Origin of the sequence: Sutterella sp. KLE1602 (assembly GCF_001578585.1) — a bacterium.
GTDB lineage: Bacteria > Pseudomonadota > Gammaproteobacteria > Burkholderiales > Burkholderiaceae_F > Sutterella > Sutterella wadsworthensis_A.
In genome coordinates this window covers 1-17,857 of record NZ_KQ968486.1, presented here as the reverse complement: position 1 = coordinate 17,857, position 17,857 = coordinate 1, and the positions used below count along the sequence as shown (strand labels likewise).

15 protein-coding genes are annotated in these 17,857 nt (G+C 65.1%); 8 read left to right on the top strand and 7 right to left on the bottom strand.

What is annotated here, in order from left to right:
* Positions 1-208 precede the first annotated feature (208 nt).
* Positions 209-2,473 (top strand): inorganic phosphate transporter, encoded by a 2,265-nt coding sequence (locus HMPREF3036_RS00920; RefSeq protein WP_062330838.1) that lies wholly within the window; start codon positions 209-211, stop codon positions 2,471-2,473.
* Between the two features lie 143 nt (positions 2,474-2,616).
* Here the strand turns inward: HMPREF3036_RS00920 and HMPREF3036_RS00915 are convergent, their stop codons facing one another.
* The 7 genes from HMPREF3036_RS00915 to smpB all read right to left on the bottom strand — a co-directional run bounded on the left by HMPREF3036_RS00915 (position 2,617) and on the right by smpB (position 9,731).
* Positions 2,617-3,417: an ABC transporter ATP-binding protein gene (locus HMPREF3036_RS00915; protein ID WP_062330835.1), complete on the bottom strand. Its 801-nt coding sequence runs from the start codon at positions 3,415-3,417 to the stop codon at positions 2,617-2,619.
* A 4-nt stretch (positions 3,418-3,421) separates the two neighbouring features.
* Entirely contained in the window at positions 3,422-4,480 is a 1,059-nt protein-coding gene (locus tag HMPREF3036_RS00910; protein ID WP_062330832.1) for a FecCD family ABC transporter permease, read from the bottom strand.
* A 3-nt stretch (positions 4,481-4,483) separates the two neighbouring features.
* Entirely contained in the window at positions 4,484-5,599 is a 1,116-nt protein-coding gene (locus HMPREF3036_RS00905) for an ABC transporter substrate-binding protein (RefSeq protein WP_062330830.1), read from the bottom strand.
* Complete coding sequence (locus tag HMPREF3036_RS00900) at positions 5,596-6,747, bottom strand: nitrogenase component 1 (RefSeq protein ID WP_062330827.1); 1,152 nt, start codon at positions 6,745-6,747, stop codon at positions 5,596-5,598. Before HMPREF3036_RS00900 ends, HMPREF3036_RS00905 begins: the two co-directional genes overlap by 4 nt.
* A 17-nt stretch (positions 6,748-6,764) precedes the next feature.
* Positions 6,765-8,102: a nitrogenase component 1 gene (locus HMPREF3036_RS00895; RefSeq protein WP_062330823.1), complete on the bottom strand. Its 1,338-nt coding sequence runs from the start codon at positions 8,100-8,102 to the stop codon at positions 6,765-6,767.
* A 9-nt stretch (positions 8,103-8,111) separates the two neighbouring features.
* Positions 8,112-8,981 carry a nitrogenase iron protein NifH gene (locus tag HMPREF3036_RS00890; RefSeq protein WP_197457913.1) on the bottom strand — a complete coding sequence of 290 codons (870 nt, stop codon included), beginning with the start codon at positions 8,979-8,981 and terminating at the stop codon, positions 8,112-8,114.
* 108 nt (positions 8,982-9,089) lie between these two features.
* On the bottom strand, positions 9,090-9,731 hold the full coding sequence (gene smpB / locus HMPREF3036_RS00885; RefSeq protein ID WP_082897301.1) for an SsrA-binding protein SmpB: 642 nt from the start codon (positions 9,729-9,731) through the stop codon (positions 9,090-9,092).
* Here smpB and HMPREF3036_RS00880 point away from each other — a divergent pair.
* The 7 genes from HMPREF3036_RS00880 (at position 9,730) to ttdB (ending at position 17,754) form a co-directional block, all read left to right on the top strand.
* Complete coding sequence (locus tag HMPREF3036_RS00880) at positions 9,730-10,047, top strand: RnfH family protein (RefSeq protein ID WP_062330820.1); 318 nt, start codon at positions 9,730-9,732, stop codon at positions 10,045-10,047. The two genes, smpB and HMPREF3036_RS00880, sit on opposite strands and share 2 nt — an antisense overlap.
* Positions 10,048-10,282: 235 nt before the next feature.
* Positions 10,283-11,713: an alanine/glycine:cation symporter family protein gene (locus HMPREF3036_RS00875; protein WP_062330817.1), complete on the top strand. Its 1,431-nt coding sequence runs from the start codon at positions 10,283-10,285 to the stop codon at positions 11,711-11,713.
* A 314-nt stretch (positions 11,714-12,027) separates the two neighbouring features.
* A complete protein-coding gene (locus tag HMPREF3036_RS00870; protein ID WP_005432949.1) occupies positions 12,028-13,644 on the top strand; it encodes an ammonia-forming cytochrome c nitrite reductase subunit c552 in 1,617 nt (538 codons plus the stop codon).
* A 149-nt stretch (positions 13,645-13,793) separates the two neighbouring features.
* Positions 13,794-14,699 carry a c-type cytochrome biogenesis protein CcmI gene (ccmI, locus tag HMPREF3036_RS00865; RefSeq protein ID WP_062330815.1) on the top strand — a complete coding sequence of 302 codons (906 nt, stop codon included), beginning with the start codon at positions 13,794-13,796 and terminating at the stop codon, positions 14,697-14,699.
* A 135-nt stretch (positions 14,700-14,834) separates the two neighbouring features.
* On the top strand, positions 14,835-15,863 hold the full coding sequence (locus tag HMPREF3036_RS00860) for an alpha/beta hydrolase (RefSeq protein ID WP_062330812.1): 1,029 nt from the start codon (positions 14,835-14,837) through the stop codon (positions 15,861-15,863).
* Between the two features lie 356 nt (positions 15,864-16,219).
* The gene (gene ttdA, locus HMPREF3036_RS00855) at positions 16,220-17,119 is read left to right on the top strand and encodes a L(+)-tartrate dehydratase subunit alpha (RefSeq protein ID WP_005432944.1); all 900 of its coding nucleotides are present in this window, start codon (positions 16,220-16,222) and stop codon (positions 17,117-17,119) included.
* A 17-nt stretch (positions 17,120-17,136) separates the two neighbouring features.
* Positions 17,137-17,754, top strand: coding sequence for a L(+)-tartrate dehydratase subunit beta (gene ttdB, locus HMPREF3036_RS00850; RefSeq protein WP_005432942.1), 618 nt, complete (start codon positions 17,137-17,139; stop codon positions 17,752-17,754).
* Positions 17,755-17,857: the final 103 nt, after the last annotated feature.

The window sequence follows — 17,857 nt, the reverse complement described above, 5'->3', positions numbered from 1 at the left end:
TAATTCGAAGCTGGTACGAGCTCGCGGCTTCTCCGCGCGGTGCTGTCATTTTGAGTGTTTTCAGCAGATGGGTCCCCAAATACGGCCTGAGGTTCGATACAATCGAACCATTAATACTGATTGCAAATTGTCAGGAACTGTCACGCAGTGAAGTCGTTTCCCTCGGAGCGTCGGCACCGGCCGGGCCGTTCGGGCAGATACAAATCGAATGGATACATTCATACTTGCTGCGCTGGCGCTTTTGGGCGCGCTTGCCGTCATCGACCTCTTCGTCGGCGTCTCCAATGACGCCGTCAACTTCCTCAATTCCGCCGTCGGCTCCCGCACGGCACCCTTCTGGGTGATCATGACGGTGGCCAGTCTGGGCGTCCTGCTCGGCGCCACCTTCTCCTCAGGCATGATGGAGGTCGCCCGCACAGGCGTTCTCGTGCCCGAGCACTTCACCTTCAAGGAAGTGATCATCGTCTTCACGGCCGTGATGGTCTGCGACGTCCTCCTGCTCAACACCTTCAACTCCCTCGGCCTTCCCACCTCCACGACCGTCTCGATCGTGTTCGAACTCTTCGGCGGCGCCACCGCGCTCGCCTGCTACAAGGTCTGGTCGAGCGGCGCGCCCATTGCGGATCTGGGGCTCTACCTCAACTCCGCCAAGGCGCTCGCCATGATCATGGCGATTCTCGTATCCGTCGTCGTGGCCTTCTTTGCGGGCCTCTTCGTGCAGTATCTGCTGCGTCTGATCTTCTCCTTCAACTACGAGCGCTACTACAAGCTCTTCGGCGGCATCTACGGCGGCGTCTCGCTCACGGCCGTCTTCTACTTCCTCGTGATCAAGGGCGCCAAGGGCGCGTCCATCATGCAGCCCGAGTGGATCTCCTGGATCGGCGCCAACACGACCGAACTCCTGCTCGGCTGCTTCGCCATCCTGACCGTGCTCTTCCAAGCGCTCATCATGGCGCTGCGCATCAACATCTTCCCGATCATCATTCTCGCCGGCACGTTCTCGCTCGCCTTCGCTTTCGCGGGCAACGACCTCGTGAACTTCATCGGCGTGCCGCTCGCCGCGCTCTCCTCCTATGAGATCTGGTCCGCGGTCGAGGGCGCCGATCCGACGACCTTCACGATGGAGGGCCTGCGCCACAACCAAGGCACGCCGACCTATTTCCTGCTTGCCTCCGGCCTCGTGATGGTGCTCACGCTCTGGTTCTCCAAGAAGGCCCACCGCGTCATCCGCACCTCGATCAGCCTCGCCTCGTCCGCCCGCGGCGGCAAGGAGCAGTTCGGTTCCTCGCTTCCCGCCCGCATCGTCGTGCGTTCCGCGATCCGCTTCAACAACCTCGCCCATCAGATCATTCCGGCCTCCGTCATCAAGAGCCTAGCCACGCGCTTCGAGAAGAAGAAGCTCGCGCCGGGCGAGGTCGAGCTGCCGTTCGACGAGATCCGCGCCAGCGTGAACCTCGTGCTCGCCGCCGCGCTCATCGCCTCGGCCACGAGCCTGAAGCTCCCGCTCTCGACCACGTACGTGACCTTCATGGTCGCCATGGGTTCGTCGCTCGCCGACGGCGCCTGGGACCGCGAGTCCGCCGTGTACCGCATCTCGGGCGTGCTCACCGTGATCTCCGGCTGGTTCATGACCGCCTTCACGGCCTTCACCGCCTGCGGCCTCATCTGCATGCTCTTCATCAGCTGGGGCGAGCCGCTTCAGCTCATCATGATGGTGCTCGCGCTCATCGTCGTCATCCGCACGAACTTCTTCGTCAAGGAAGAGGACGAGACGCCCGACCACGAGCGCATCGACCGCGGCGACAAGGCCAGCATCCGCGACCTGCTCTCCGAAAGCGTCAACGACAACCTCAACGCCACGCTCACGCTCTACGCGCAGGGCCTTCAGGCCTTCCTCGACGAGGACGATCAGAAGCTGCGCGAGCTCAAGGGCGACGCCGCACAGCTCTTCGACTTCATCACGATGCGCCGCGGAGAGTACTACAACATGGCCCTTGAGGGCGGCGGCTCGCGCTCCGACCGCGACGCCCGCAACTTCTACTACCGCGCCTTCACGAGCATGAAGGAGGTGAGCCACTCCCTGCGCGACCAGATCGGCGTCGCACAGAACTACGTGGCCAACTCCCACTCGCCCTTCACGGGACGCATGCGCGACAACATCAAGACCCTCTCCAAGCGCCTGATCATGATCCGCGACAACTTCGTGCCGGCCAACTGCACGCAGGCCCTCGAGCTCATCGACGAGGCCCAGCGCGACTTCATGACCCAGATCGGAGAGGAGAAGATCTCGCTGCGCAAGTCCGAGCTCTACCTCGGCTACCTGCTCTTCGCCCGTGAGGTGCTCAACCGCTACATGATGGTGAAGCTCCTGCAGAGCGAACTCGAGGCGGGGCTTGCCGCCCAGCAGCAACAGCAGGCGGCCTTCGCCGTCGAGGACGACAAGGACGAGCCCCTGCAGCCCTCCGAGCGATGATCCGCATGAAGCCTCCTCTGCCCGCGCAGGGGAGGCCCGATGAAGAAAAGGACCGTTCCGCAATCCGCGGGCCGGTCCTTTTTCCATTAATGCAGGACAGAATGTCCGGGGCCTCTCCGCAGGCCTCTGCGTCATTCTTTTCGTCACGCTCCTCCGTGTCGGGGTTCGACGGCGGCGACGCACGTGTAGCGGCGCTCGGGGAAGTCGAGCTCCCTGATGCGCACGCGCACGTCAAAGACGTCTGAGAGGAGATCCTCGGTCATGACGTCGCGGGTGTCGCCGAAGATGGGCGGTCTGTGCCTGGGGACGAGGAGCGTCTTCGTGGAGATATCGAGCGCATGCGCGGGGAAGTGCGTGTTGATGACGGCGCCGAGACCCTGCTCGGTGAGACGCTCGATGACGTTGAGGACCACCATCTGGTTGCGGAAGTCGAGGTTCGATTCAGGCTCGTCGAGCACGAGGATTCTGGGTTCGGCCGCGAGCGCGCGGGCGATGAGCGCGAGCTGGAACTGCCCGCCCGAGACTTCGCTGCAGAGGCGCCCCGCGAGGTGCTCGATGCCGACCTCGGTCATGACGCGGTCGACCACCTCCCAGTCCGCGTCGGATGGCAGGCTGAAGGGGCCGATGTGCGCGCTGCGGCCGAGGACGACCATGTCGGCGAGCGTCATCGAGGCGAAGCCCGGGAGCTTCGCCTGAGGTACGTAGCCGATCGTGCGCCAGAAGTCGCGGGGCTTCCAGTTGGAGACGGGACGGCCGTCGAGCCTCGCCTCGCCCTCCGTGAACTTGAGAAGGCCGAGCATGCAGCGCAGCAGCGTCGTCTTGCCCGCGCCGTTGGGGCCGAGGATGCTCATGACGCCCGTGCCGTCGAAGCGGAAGTTGACGCCCGTGAGAACGGGTTCGCGGCCCGGCCAGGCGTAGCCGCCGTGGATCACTTCAAGGGACATGGCGCTACCCCGAGATGCCGCCCGTGCGGCGCAGAAGATAGATGAAGAACGGCGCACCCACGACGGCCGTGAGGATCGAGACGGGAATCTCGCTCTGCGTGGCGGTGCGCGCGACGGTGTCGATCACGAGCATGAAGAGGGCGCCCATGACCATCGAGGCGGGCAGCACGAAGCGGTTGTTCGCACCGAAGACCATGCGTGCGGCGTGGGGGACGAGAAGGCCCACCCAGCCGATGAGGCCGCACATCGAGACGACCGAGGCCGTGATCATGGTGGCGGCGATGATGACGCCTGCGCGGATCCTGCGCACGGGTATGCCGAGGCTTGCGGCCTCGTCAGTCGGAAGGGTCGTCACGTTGAGGCGCCAGCGCAGGAGCCAGAGAACGAGCATGCCGAGGAGCACCATGGGCGTGCCCGCGAGCACGCTTGACTTGGTCGCGCCCGTGAGCGCCCCCATCATCCAGAAGGTGATGGACGGCAGCACGTCCTGCGGGTCGGCCGCGTACTTGACGAGGGAGACGAGAGCCGAGAAGAGGGCTCCGACGACCATGCCCGAGAGAATGATCATGAGGATCGAGCTCGTGTTGCGCACGCGGCTGATGACGATCACGAAGAAGACTGCGGAGAGGCCCGTCGCCAGGCTCATGAGCTGAATGCCCATGCCGTTCCAGCCCCAGAGGATGCCTAGGACGGCGCCGAACGAGGCGCCCGTGGCGACGCCGAGCGTGTCGGGCGCGGCGAGCGGATTCGCAAAGAGCGCCTGAAAGGCGGCGCCCGACATGGCGAGTCCCGCGCCCGCAATGATCGCGAGAAGCACGCGCGGCAGCCTCACGTTGAGAACGATGTTCTCCATCATGCGGTTCGTCTCGACGGAAAGCCAGCCGTCGGGCAGGAGCACGGCCATCACTTCGGTGCCCGTGAGACTGTAGCGGCCGAGGCACAGCGAGGCGACGGCCGTGACGGCGAGCAACAGGGCGAGCGAGGCCATGACGAGGCGGAAGCGCCCCGCGGCCGCGCCTGCGGCCTGGGCGCTTCGCGCGCGTGCGGTGGAGACGTTCGACATGGATCAGCCGTTGCTGCGGGTGGCGACCGTGGCGCCGGTGCTCGCGCCTTCGCCCGGATTGAACATCATGTCGACGTCGGCGTCGGTGAGCGTCACGCCGAAGACGTCCTTGTACCAGGCCTTGACCTCCTTGGTGAGATCGATGTCGGCAAAGCGCGAGGGATAGACCTGCTTGGCCATCCAGAGCAGCGTGAGCGGCGTGTCGGCCGAAGGCGTGTAGCTGCGGTAGATGCCGAGCGGGAGCTTGTAGACGCGCTTGTCCTTGACGGCCTTCACGTCGGACCAGTCGTGGCCCGCCATCTTGTTATCAAAGAGGTCGGCGGGCGTGGCGGCCGTGAAGTTCGTGATGAAGACGACGTCGGGGTTCCAGGCGTAGATCTGCTCCATCGAGACGATGGCGTTGGCGTTGTCTGCCGTCACGGACTCGGCGACGTTCCTGGCGCCGACGGCGTCGCACCAGTACTGGCCGAAGAAGTTGCGCCCCGAAGTGACGATCTGGCGGGCGTCGTAGCGGAAGAGGAAGAGAACCTTGCTACGCTCCTCGGGCCTGAGGTCCTTCGTGCGGTCGGCGACCATCTTCGCGATGGCCTTCGAGCGGCTGTCGATCAGGTCGCCCTTGCCCTTGTGCTCGGGCCAGATCTCGGAGAGGCTCTTCATCCACTGGGCGTGCGTCTCGATGATGTCGTAGTGCCACTTGCTCGGGCTGATGCCGAAGGCGGGAATGCCCGCGTTGCGGACCGCGTCGAGCGTGCGCTTGTCGGGCGCGTTGACGAGGACGAGGTCGGGCCTGAGGGCCATCAGGGCCTCGACGTTGAGGCTCGCGCCCTGCATGAAGGAGGTGTCGGCCTTGAGGACGTCGGGATAGAGCTTGCCGAGGAGCCCGCTCTTGGCGGCCGAGTAGGAGGCGGGATGCATGCCCACCACGGTCTTGCCGTCGTTGAGGAAGACGGTCACGGCGGAGGCGAGCGGAAGGATGTTCGTGACGACCACGCGGTTGACGTGGTCGGGGATCTCGACGCTGGTGCCGTTGTCGTCGACGACGGTGCGTGCGGCCGCGGAGGTCGCGGCCAGGGCGAGTGCGCCGCAGACGAGGGCGCAGTGCTTCAGATTGAAGGTCATTTTGCAGTGTCCAGCAGATTGCCGACGAGTGCGTCGAACGGGGCGCGCTCGAGAATGTTCACGATCCCGTTCCTGTACATGCGGCCCGAGCAGGCCTCGTGCGGGAAGGCGACGGTGCGGCCGACGCGGGCCTCCTCGGCGATGATGTCGAAGAGCGGGTCGGCGGCGAGTACCTCCGTGCCGCCGAGCATGGCGCGCAGGAGGTCCTCGGAAAGGTTCGAGGAGAGAATGGGTGCCTCGATGCCGAGGGACGGCAGGGGCGAGAGCGCCCTGCAGCTTCCGGGCTGCTCGAGGTTGACGGCCGCGGCCGTGCAGGCGGCGGCAAGGGGCTCTCCGAGCACGGCCGTGCGGGTGCCGCCCGCATCCGCGCCGAGGAAGTCGGCGGCGGGCACGCTGCAGCGGTTCTTAGCGGCCCATTCGACGGCCGCGTGCCAGCGGGGAGCAAGTCCGCCCACGGGCAGGCCGCAGACGTAGGGCGTGCCGAAGCAGCGCTCGAAGCACTGCGCGAGCGGAAGCCCGGACGAGCTCACGACGACGTTGACGCGCGCGGCCGCGGTGTTGGCGAGGGATTCGAGCTTGTCGCCCATCGCCCAGCAGGCGTTGATCGTGTAGCCTGCGCGTGCGGCGGCGGCCCTGAGGGACTCGAGCATGCCGCCTGTCGAGAAGTCGAGAGGCGTCGCGCCCAGAAGGTTGATGCCGAAGGACCCCGCGCGGGCGCCGTTGGGAACGACGAAGCGGCGCGAGAGTTCGATCCAGGCCTGTGCGCAGCCCACGCTGTAGGCGCGCATGGAGTTGGTCTGGACGGCGAAGGAGGGAATGCGGGTGCGGCTTTCGACGAGGCGGGCGATCCCCTTGAGGTCGACGCCAGTCATCATGGGAATGGGCGTGCCGGCGATGGCGACGAAGGCGGGCGTGAGCTTGCGGGCTGCGTCGACGATGTCGTCGATGATGCGGCTGTCGTTGCCGAGCACGGCGTCCATCTCGGTGAGTGCCGAGATGAAGACGGCCGAGGGCATCGTGTTCCAGCGGGGCTCGTCGTGCGTGGTGTAGGTCGAGTTGCAGCCCGAGGCGTCGTGGATGACGGTCATGCCGCCGAGTTCATAGAGGGCGCTTGCGACGCCCGAGCAGTCGGCCGTGTAGGTCGACATGGAGCTTTGCGTGTAGTCTAACAACATCCGTTGCACCCGTATCCCTTGACGCTGATGATGCGGTCGACGTCGACGGGCTCGCGTGCCGCAGTCGCAAGCGCGAGCGCGAGGCTTCTCACGCCGCCGTGACCCCACCAGGGGCCGCCCTCGATCATGTTGAGCATGTGGGTCGCCCCGGTGAAGAAGGCGGCCTTCTGGCCGATGGCCACGATGTCGTCGCGCTTTTCGGCGGGCGTCGCGAAGCGCATCTCGGGCACCGTCGTCGGATGCACGAGAATGCCGGGCGCCTTCTTGCGAAGAATCTCGAAGTCGGTCTTGTCCGCAGACAGGAAGCTGTCGCAGTAGAGGTCCGTGACGCGGATGCCCGACTCGACGAGGCGGCGTGCGAGCGCCACGGGGCGCGTCGTCGCCGTCTGGCAGATCGCCACGGGACGGCCCGCGAGCGCGTCGGCCGCCTGCGCGAGCGCGGTCCTGGCAGCGGACTTCTCGGCCGTGGTGTCCCAGAGCGGAATGCCCGTGAGTTCGGCGAGCGTTCCGAGCGAGTCGTCGATGCGCTGCTCGTTGTAGTCGAGCAGCAGCTGAAGGTGGCGCATGCCGTGGCGCTCGGCGAGGAACCTGCCCGCCTGAAGGGCCGCGGGATTGACCGTCACGACCCAGCGCGCATGCGCCATGCGGCGGTATTCCTCGTAGGTCGTCATGCCCGGGAGCTCGAAGAACGGGACGCCCGCCGCGTGTGCGGCGCGCGCGAAGTCACTCTCGGGGCCGAAGGCCTCGAGGGAGCCCGCCACAAGCAGGCCGCCCTTGGGAAGGTCGGCGGGCCTGAGGCCGTGGTAGAGCTGCCTGCGCATCTTGTTGTCGGGCGGCATCTCGCTCTTGCGGAGCGTGGGCGTCATGTAGCAGTCGGTGAAGACGACGTCGGGGAAGGCCTCGGAGAGCTTCCTGTAGGCCCAGCCGAGGTCGGCGCCCGAGAAGTGGTGCAGGCAGCTCGAGTAGACGAGGACTGCGGGCGGAAGCTTCGGGAGGCGCTCGAGGATGTGCGTGACGCCCTCGATGATCGTGTCCTCAAGCTGGCCGTCGCGCAGGTGCTCCTCGGTCACGGTGATCGTGGAGAAGCGGCGCTGCAGGCCGAGTTCGGCTGCGCTGAGCACGACGCCCCTGAGGCAGCCCTGGGCGCAGACGAAGATCTCGTGGCATTCGGGCACGAGCATGCCCACGTGCACGATGGTCCAGGGCCCACGCGCGGGCGGCGAGTATTCGAGGCCCTGCCTGAAGGGCACGGGCCAGTGCGCCTCGGAGAGCTTCGCCGTGGGTGCGGGAAGCACGCGTTCGGGCGTGTGTGCGAAGAGTCGGAGCATGGGCGGGCCTCAGAACGTGAAGCCGCCGCGGGCGGGCTCGGGCCTGGTGGCGGCGCAAGCCTCGACGAGACGGCGGGCAAGCTCGCGATAGCGGTCGGCCATGCCGGACGACGGCGCGTGCTCAAGGACGGTGAGTCCGAGCGCGTCCGCCTCCTGCACTTCGGCCGAGCGGGGCAGGCGGCCCACGATCGTCGTGTTGAGGTCGCAGGCGAGCTCCTCGACCTTCTCGGCCTCGCGGGGCACGTCGCGGGCGTTGAGGATGATGCCGCCGAGGCGGGCGTAGCCTCGCTCGGCGAAGGTCTCGACGGCCGTGGCGATGTTGGCGGCCGCATGAATGGCCATGTTCTCGCCCGAGGTGATGATGAAGACGTTCCTGGCCCAGCCGTCGCGGATGGGCATCGCGAAGCCGCCGCATACGACGTCGCCGAGCACGTCGAAGATCACGACGTCGGGACGAAGGATGTTGAAGGCGTCCTGGGCCCTGAGGGCCTCGAAGGCGGCGATGATGCCGCGGCCCGCGCAGCCCACGCCGGGACGGGGACCGCCCGCCTCGACGCAGAGGACGCCGCCCTTGCCCTCGACCACCATGTCGTCGAGCCTGAGCTCGGACTTGTGCTTCGTGCGCAGGAGCGAAAGCACGGTCTCGATCTTCGCGCCGCCGCGCAGGAGCGCGGTCGAGTCGGCCTTCGGGTCGCAGCCGACGAGCATCACCCTGCGGCCGTCCTGCGCAAGCGCGAGCGCCACGTTCGCTGCCGTGGTGGACTTGCCGATGCCGCCCTTGCCGTAGATCGCAAGGCAGGTCATCGGGTGCCGGGAAAGGGGCTTGCGGTCGTAGTCGAAGAAAACCGTATCAAGCGTCGGTGAGTCGAGCGTGGGCATGTGGATGGTCGTCCCGGTGGAGTGTTGGTTCGTGTTTTGCGCCTGCTTCGCGGCGCATCGGGCCGGCAGCCGGCTGTCTGTCCGCAGCCTGCTGGCTGAAGGGAAAGGCTATTCGAGGACGTGGCGGCCGTGGGCGTCCTTCTTCATGATGCGCTCCTGCTCGCGCTTCCAGTCCTTCTTGCTCTGGTCGGCGCGCTTTTCATATTCGCGCATGCCTCGTGCGAGTGCGACCGTCACCTTGACGCGGCCGCGGGTGAAGTGCAGGTCGAGCGGCACGAGCGTGTAGCCCGCGCGCTCCGTCTTGCCGATGAGCTTCATGATCTCGCGGCGGTGCATGAGGAGCTTTCGCGTGCGGTTCGACTCAAGCGTCACGTGCGTGCAGGCCTGGTCCGCAGGCGTCATGTGGGCGTTGCAGAGGAAGAGCTCGCCGTCGCGCACGTAGATGTGCGCGAGGTTGATCTGGGCGCGGGAGGCGCGAACGCTCTTGACTTCCCAGCCCTGGAGCACGATGCCGGCCTCGAACTTTTCTTCGATCGCATAGTCGTGGCGGGCGCGCTTGTTCTGAATGAGTGCCATGATGTTTCTCTTGTTCTCTTGTATTGCGTTCTTTTGATTCTTGTCGTCCTGCTTCCGTACGGTCGGCGTCCGTTTCGTGCAAACTGCACGGCAATCTTGTATTGTAAGGCTTTTTACGCGGCTCCGAAGCCCTTCGGACACGGCCGCGGACGGCTTTTCTAAAGGGGCGATCATGCGTGTGGAAGTGTTGTTCGTGAATGAGGCGGGCGTGACGGCCGAAACGGTCGAAGCGCCCGATGGCGCCGCGGCCTCCGAGGTTCTCGGACTGGCGGGCGCATCAATGCCTGTGGGGGCGGGGCTCGCCGTCTTCGGCCGCCGCATCGAGCCTTCGACGAAGCTTCACGAGGGCGATCGGCTCGAGGTCGCGGGCGCGCTCGTCTGTGATCCCAAGAAGGTTCGCCGCGCACGCGCCGAAAGCCAGGGCGACGTGCGCGTCGTCACCTGCGGCCGCCACGGCGGGCGCAGGCGCCTCGCCAAGACTGCGCAGTAGTCTGCAGCCGGCTTGTGTGCGGCACGGAAAATGCAGAAAGGGGGCCTTGGCGGACAACCTCAGGGCAAACCCTTTGTTACAATGGCAAATTGCTGCAAACAATTCCGGACGCATCCCCACTCAGTCCGGACGCGGAACGGCCGATCCCCCGACCGTCCGTGCAGGGGTGCGGATTCCGCCGCCCCTGAAGCTGCGCCTCCTGAAACAAAAAGACCGAGAAGGAAAACCACAAAACATGAACTGGCTCAATGACATCATCGGCGTGATCAACAATTATCTTTGGTCCTACGTCCTCATCGTGATGCTGATCGGCATCGGCCTCTGGTTCACGGTCCGCACGCGCTTCGTGCAGATCCGCTGCATTCCCGAAATGTTCCGCCTGATGACCGAGGGCGCGGGCGCCAAGCCGCGCGAGGGCCACATCTCGACCTTCCAGGCCTTCTGCGTCTCCACCGCCTCCCGCGTGGGCGTGGGCAACATCGCCGGCATCGCCATCGCGGTCGCCACGGGCGGCCCCGGCGCCGTCTTCTGGATGTGGGTGATCGCCACGATCGGCGCCGCGTCGGGCTTCGTCGAGTCCACGCTCGCCCAGATCTACAAGGCCCCGCGCAAGGGCGGCGGCTTCGTGGGCGGTCCCGCCTACTACATCGGCAACGTGATCGGCTCCTCTTTCTTCGCGAGCGTCTTCGCGGTGCTCCTCGCCGTTACCTACGGCCTCATCTTCAACTCCGTCCAGGCCAACACCATCAGCCTCTCGATGCAGACCTCGTTCGGCTTCGACACGCAGATGACGGGCCTTGCGATCGCGGGCTTCACGGCCCTCGTGATCTTCGGCGGCCTCACCCGCATCGCCAAGGTCGTGGGCGTGATGGTTCCCGTCATGGCCGGCGCCTACATCCTCGTCGCGCTCGCCGTCACGGCGCTCAACATCACGATGGTGCCCGAAGTGCTCGTCACGATCGTGCGCTGCGCCTTCGACTTCGACGCCGTCCTCGGCGCGGGCTTCGGCATGGCCCTCATGACCGGCATCAAGCGCGGCCTCTTCTCGAACGAGGCCGGCATGGGTGCGGTCCCCAATGCCGCCGCCACGGCCGACGCGACCCACCCCGCCAAGCAGGGCCTCGTGCAGGCGCTCGGCGTCTACTTCGACACGCTCGTCGTGTGCACGGCCTCCGCCATGCTCGTGCTGCTCACCCCGGGCTGGGCCGACTCCGGCAAGACCGGCATCGAGCTCATCCAGCAGACGCTCACGGGCCAGCTCGGCACCTGGACGAACGCCTTCATGAGCGTCACGGTCCTTTTCTTCGCCTTCAGCTCGATCATCGGCAACTACTTCTACGGCGAAATCAACATGGACTTCATCAGCCGTCATCCGGCCGCGCTCTGGATCTACCGCGCCTTCGTCGTGATGATGGTCTACCTCGGCTCCGTCGCCTCGCTCGGCCTCGTCTGGAACCTCGCCGACCTCTTCATGGCCCTCATGGCCATTGTCAATCTGGTTGCCATCGCGATCCTCGGCAAGTACGCCTTCATCGCGCTCGACGACTACGTCAGCCAGAAGAAGCGCGGCATCCTCAACCCGGAATTCGATCCGAGCGTCATGCCGAACCACCGCGGCATCCTCTGCTGGCCGCGCCACAAGGAAGAGGAGATCGAACAGTGCTGATGCCGGCCTGATTGATCCTGTTCCGACACTCTGAAAACGCCCGTCACGCGCCGAGATGCGCTGACGGGCTTTTTCGTGCCCGAAGACGGCGGAGAGGGGATGGTGGGGGACGGTGGTGAGCATCACCTTGGTATTACCTCTCGAGAGGTATTTTCGTGCGGAAGACTGTGGGACAGGGTATCCGGCGGTCATTGGGAATAACCCTCCACCATCACCTCGGAAGGGTTTAAGAAAGGCTTAAGCAAACTTAAAATTTTGAAAAAGACGAGGACCTCGCCAGACCCCGCGCGACGGCCTTGTCACAGGAGAACAACATGCATAAACAGCTCACCCCCGTCGCCGCCGCGCTTGCGCTTCTCGGTCTTCTCGCGGGCGCTCCCGCCCAGGCGGCCGACAATCAGTGCGCAGCCTGCCACGCCAACGTCGCCAAGGATCATGCGGGCGCCGCCCACAAGGATCTCGCCTGCACGACGTGTCACACCGGCACCGAAGCGCATCTCAAGGACATGAAGAAGCGTCCGGCCGTCAACATGGACCCGGCCCAGTGCGGCGCCTGCCACCAGCAGCAGTACAAGTCCGCCTTCATGACGTCCGACCGTCCCGCCCGCCAGTCGAAGAAGGCGGCCGGCGGTCCTGCACCCGACCCGTTCTTTGACCGCGCGCTCGGCGGCCACGGCTTCACGAAGGAGCACGACCTTCCGCGCGCCCACACGTTCATGGCGATCGACCAGTTCATCGTCGACCGTGCGTTCGGTGGCCGCTTCGAGCCCAAGGACGGCTGGCTCTACACGACGCTTGAGGGCGGCAAGTCCTACAAGGCCTGGGACGTCCTCAAGGACAACTATCCCGACAACAACGAGCAGAAGGCCCACAAGCCGGGCACGGCCGCTGCCGCCAACGGCGTGTGCTGGTCCTGCAAGTCGACCGACCTGATGCTCGACTGGGCCTACATGGGCGACAAGGCCGAGGGCGCGAAGTTCCACCGCGGCTCCAACCCCGTTGACGTCGTTCGGAACGTCCAGCACGGCATGAACTGCAACTTCTGCCACGACCCGCACAGCGCCAAGCCGCGCATCATGCGCGACGCCCTGATCGACGCGATGACGCGCGAAGGCAAGATGAACGTCTACAAGGACTTCGCGGCCCGCCAGGCCAAGCTTGAGGTCAAGGACGTCGGCGTCCGCGGCTTCGACCGCAAGGTCGCCATGCTCGACCGCGCCGACTCCCGCCTGATGTGCGCCCAGTGTCACGTCGAATACGTCTGCAACCCCGGCATGAACGTCAAGACGGGCGAGAAGGTCGGCTTCGACAGCCGTCTCACGAACCTCTTCCCATGGGTCAACGCCGACCAGATCGAGGCCTACTACGATGAAGTCGGCTTCCGCGACTTCAAGCACAACCTCACCGGCGCGACGCTCGTCAAGATGCAGCATCCCGACGCCGAAACGTACTTCGGCTCGAAGCACGACAAGGCCGGCGCCGACTGCGCTTCCTGCCACATGCCCAAGGTGAAGGACGAAAACGGCAAGACCTACACGATGCACTGGGCCACCTCGCCCAAGCACTACGTGAAGGAGACCTGCCTCTCCTGCCACAAGGACAAGAACGAGAAGCAGATGGTCGCCGCGATCGACGCGATGAAGGGCCACTTCGACGGCAAGGTCCGCGAAGCCGAATCCCGCATGAACGACATGTTCAACGCGTTTGAACTCGCCAAGACCGTCGGCGTGTCCGAAGAGGTCCTCGCCAAGGCCCGCAAGCTCCACGAATCCGCTCACATCAACTGGGAATACTGGACTGCCGCCAACGGTGCGTACTTCCACAACCACGACATGGCCGTGCGCAGCCTCGCCAAGTCTGCCAAGGCAGCCTCCGACGCCACCGCGCTGCTGAGGAAGGCCATTGACGAAAAGGCCGCTACCAAGAAGTAATCCGCCTCGGGCTCCCTTCGGGGCCCGGCGATGATCCGACGAAACGGGCGTCTCCTCGCGGAGCCGCCCGTTTCATATATAGTGATGGGACAAACACGACCTGCGCTCCGAGCGCAGGCAGACGAACAACGCCTCCGGAACGAACGCACATGTCCGACGAAATCCTTCTCTATCTCATCCTCCTTCTGATGCTCGTCCTGGCCGTCGGAGCGCTCGTGCCGTCGCTCCTTCGCGTGGGCAGGGAGGAGGCGAGCGTCGAGCGCGAGGACAAGGCCTACGGCTCGGCCGTGACCGAGGCGCTGAGGCGACAACGCGCCCAGCTCGACGAGGACTTGAAGTCGGGCGCCGTGAGTGCGGAGCAGTACGAGATTCTCGCCGACGATCTTCGCCGCCGCGCGCTCGAGGAACACGACGCGGTCTTCCACGATCCCAACGACGGCGCAGGCCGCCGTGCGGGCAGCTTCTCGGGCCCCGTCGTGACGGCCGCCGTGGTGGCGGGCGTCACTGCGGTTTCGGTCGGCCTCTATGCCGTGAACGGCGCGCCCGAGCTCATCGGGCTTGAGAAGGCCCAGGCGGTCTACGACGGACGCGCCGATACGCCCTCGATCGAGCGCTACCTCGAGTCGAGCCCGAAGGACGGCCGCGCCTGGGTGCTGCTTGCGCGCCGTCATGTCGACGAGGAGAACTTCCCGAAGGCGGCCGAGGCCTACCGCAGGGGACGCGCCGCGAACGCCAAGGTGAAGGCCGATCCGGCCGTGATGCTCGAACTCGCCGCCACGCTTCTCACGATCGGCGGTCCCGACAGCATGCGCGAGGCCCAGCCTCTGGCGCAGGGCGCTGTCGAAGGACGGCCCGGTGACATGAAGGCCGTCGAGATCCTGACCGTTGCGGCCTCCGCCAACGAGGACTGGCGTACGGCGGCCGAAAGCCTCTCGCTTCTCATGAGTACCATGAATCCCGACACGCCCGAGTACGTCCAGTACGAGATGACGCTCAAGCGCCTGCGCGAGCTCGCGGCCTCGCAAAAGACGCCGCTTCCTTCGACTTCCCGCTGAGCTTCACCTGAATTCCGACTGAAGTCCGACTGAGCGCGGGCGGTTGGACGAGGGTAGAATTTTCTGGTCGGAGCCCGTTCTCCGGCAATGTAGCTTCTCAAGCCCCCCTCGTAACCGACAAGAAGGAATTTTTCAATGAATATCCGCAAGGCCTTTCTGCTCAAGGCCGTTCCCGCCGCCTGCGCACTCTTCGCGGCAGGAACGATTTTCGCCGCCGACCGCGCCGATCTGATGGGCTACGTGCCCGGCGCCGAGGTCATGAAGGTCGACGTGACCGACGGCCGCATCGACACGATATCGGGCATCATCTACAGTCAGATCAAGTCCCAGCGCTCGATCCGTCAGCTGCGCATGACGGTGATGACGCCGCGCACGAAGGCGAGGAAGCCCGCCGTGGTCTACTTCCCCGGCGGAGGCTTCACCTCCGCCGACCACGAGAAGTTCATCGAGATGCGCCATGCGCTCGCCCGCGCGGGTTTCGTCGTGGCCGCAGCCGAATACCGCACCGTGCCCGTCAAGTTCCCGGCGCTCGTCGAGGACGGCAAGGCCGCCGTGCGCTACCTGCGCGCGCATGCCGATGAGTACGGGATCGATCCCGAGCGCATCGGCGTCATCGGCGACTCCGCGGGCGGCTACCTCGTGCAGATGCTCGGCGCCACGAACGGCGAGAAGGCGTTCGACAAGGGCGACTTCACGAACGTCTCCTCCGACGTGCAGGCCGTCTGCACGATCTACGGCATCTCGGACCTGACCTCCATCGGCGAGGGACTCGATCCGGCTCAGGCCAAGGTCCACGCCTCGCCCGCCGTGACCGAGGCGCTCCTCGTGCACGGTCCCGCCTTCGGCAAGTCTCCCGGCGGGAGCATTCTCTCCGACCGCGAGAAGGCCATGAACGCAAGCTCGCTCGGCCACATCGACGGCAGCGAGCCGCCGTTTCTCATCATGCACGGCTCGGGCGACCGCCTCGTGAGCCCGATGCAGAGCGCACATCTCGCTCAGGCTCTCAGGAAGGCCGGCACCGACGTCGAGTACGTCCTCGTCGAGGGCGCAGGCCACGGAGATCTGCCCTGGTTCCAGAAGCCCGTCATCGAGCGTGTCGTGAAATTCTTCGAAAAGAGGCTTGGCAGTCCCGCAAAGGATGCCGCCGAGGGCAACAACCTCTGACGGCCCACCCCGCAGTCGATTTCAATGGCCCGCACGAGCCCTGCTCTCTGCGGGCCTTTTTGCGTCCGGGAGGAAGAAAAATTTATTTTACGTGTCGTAGAAAAACATATTGACAGTCGAATATAAAAAATTCTATAATGTGCTCAATCGATGAAAGCGCTGCTCTGTAACGACATTGAACGTTAAGAGGGCAGGCTGGTCTTGATGCTGGACAACATTTTTCTATATATAGGAAATTATCCGGCTCTGGAGGACCGCCGGCCCTGCAGGTGCTTTAGGCGATGAGAACCCCCGCGTCCTTTCGAATGACAGCCCCGGTTTCGGAGGACGTGAACCAGACTCTTAAGGAGAGCACAATGAATCAACAGGAAAAGGCCGAGCGCTTCACCGAGCTCATGACGCGCTTCACGTCCGTGCTGGGCAAGATTCTCCCGGACGACGTCGCCACCCGCCTTGCCGAACTTCGCAAGGAGCAGACTTCCGACATCTCCCGCATCGTGTATGACGCGATGTTCGACGACCTTGCCGCCGCCCGCCGCCTCAATGTCCCGCTCTGTCAGGACACGGGCGTCATCCAGTACTACATCGAGGTGGGTGCCAACTTCCCGCTTCTTTCCGAAATGCGCGCCTGCCTTGACGAGGCCGTCCGCCGCGCCACGATCGAGGCGCCGCTTCGCCAGAACGCCGTCCAGATCTTCGACGAGCGCAACACGGGCAACAACACGGGCGTTCGCGTGCCCTGGATCGACTGGGAGATCATTCCCGACTCCGACAGCTGCCTCATTCACGGCTACATGGCCGGCGGCGGCTGCTCGCTGCCCGGCGCCGCCAAGGTGCTGATGCCCGCCGAAGGCTACATGGGCATCGTGAAGTTCATCTTCGACGTGATCTGCGATCGCGGCGTCAACGCCTGCCCGCCGCTCCTCGTGGGCATCGGCATCGCCGGGAGCGTCGAGGTTGCGGCCGAGCTTTCCAAGAAGGCCCTGATGCGTCCCGTGGGCTCGAAGAACGCCAACGAGATCGGCGCCGACTTCGAGAAGATGATCGAGGAAGGTCTCAACAAGATCAACATCGGTCCGGGCGGCCTGACGGGGACGAAGTCCGTGATGGGCGTCAACGTCGAACAGGCCGCGCGCCATCCGTCCTGCCTTGCCGTGGGCGTTTCCACGGGCTGCTGGGGCCACCGCCGCGCCACGATCCGCATCAATGCGGACATGAGCTACGAAATGATCAGCCACAAGGGCATGACGCTCTGATTTGGGAGAACAGCAAAATGACGAAGAAAGTTCTGACGACACCGGTTTCCGACGCCGACATCGAGTCCCTGAAGATCGGCGACGTGTTCTATCTCTCCGGCGCCCTCATCACGAGCCGCGACATGGTTCACTTCCGCCATGTCGAGGAAGGCATGGACCTTCCGTACGACCTCGCCGGCAAGGCCATCTTCCACGCCGGTCCCATCATGGTTCCCGACGACAAGAGCCGCTCCGGCTTCCGCGTTGTCTCCATCGGCCCGACGACCTCCATGCGCATGGAGAAGTACGAGCGCGAATTCCTCAGGAAAACGGGCGTGAAGATCGTCGTCGGCAAGGGCGGCATGGGTCCCGAGACTGCTGCCGGCTGTCAGGAAAGCAAGGCCGTGCACTGCGTCTTCCCGGGCGGCTGCGCCGTGCTCGCCGCCGAATGCGTCGAGGAGGTCGAGGAGCGCCACTGGCCCGAACTCGGCCAGCCCGAGTCCATGTGGGTCATGCGCGTCAAGGAGTTCGGTCCGCTCATCGTCTCGATCGACGCCCATGGTGGCAATCTCTTCGAGAAGAACAAGGCCGAGTTCAACAGGCTCAAGGAGCCGATCGTCGAGGAGATCTGCAGCAAGGTGAACTACCGCCATTGATGACTGCAGTGGCCGGGCCCGGTCCGACCGGGCCGTTCCTCGGAAAAGGAAGTGAAGAAGCCCCAGAAGATCGGGTAGGAGCCCGTGGATTATTTCCACGGGC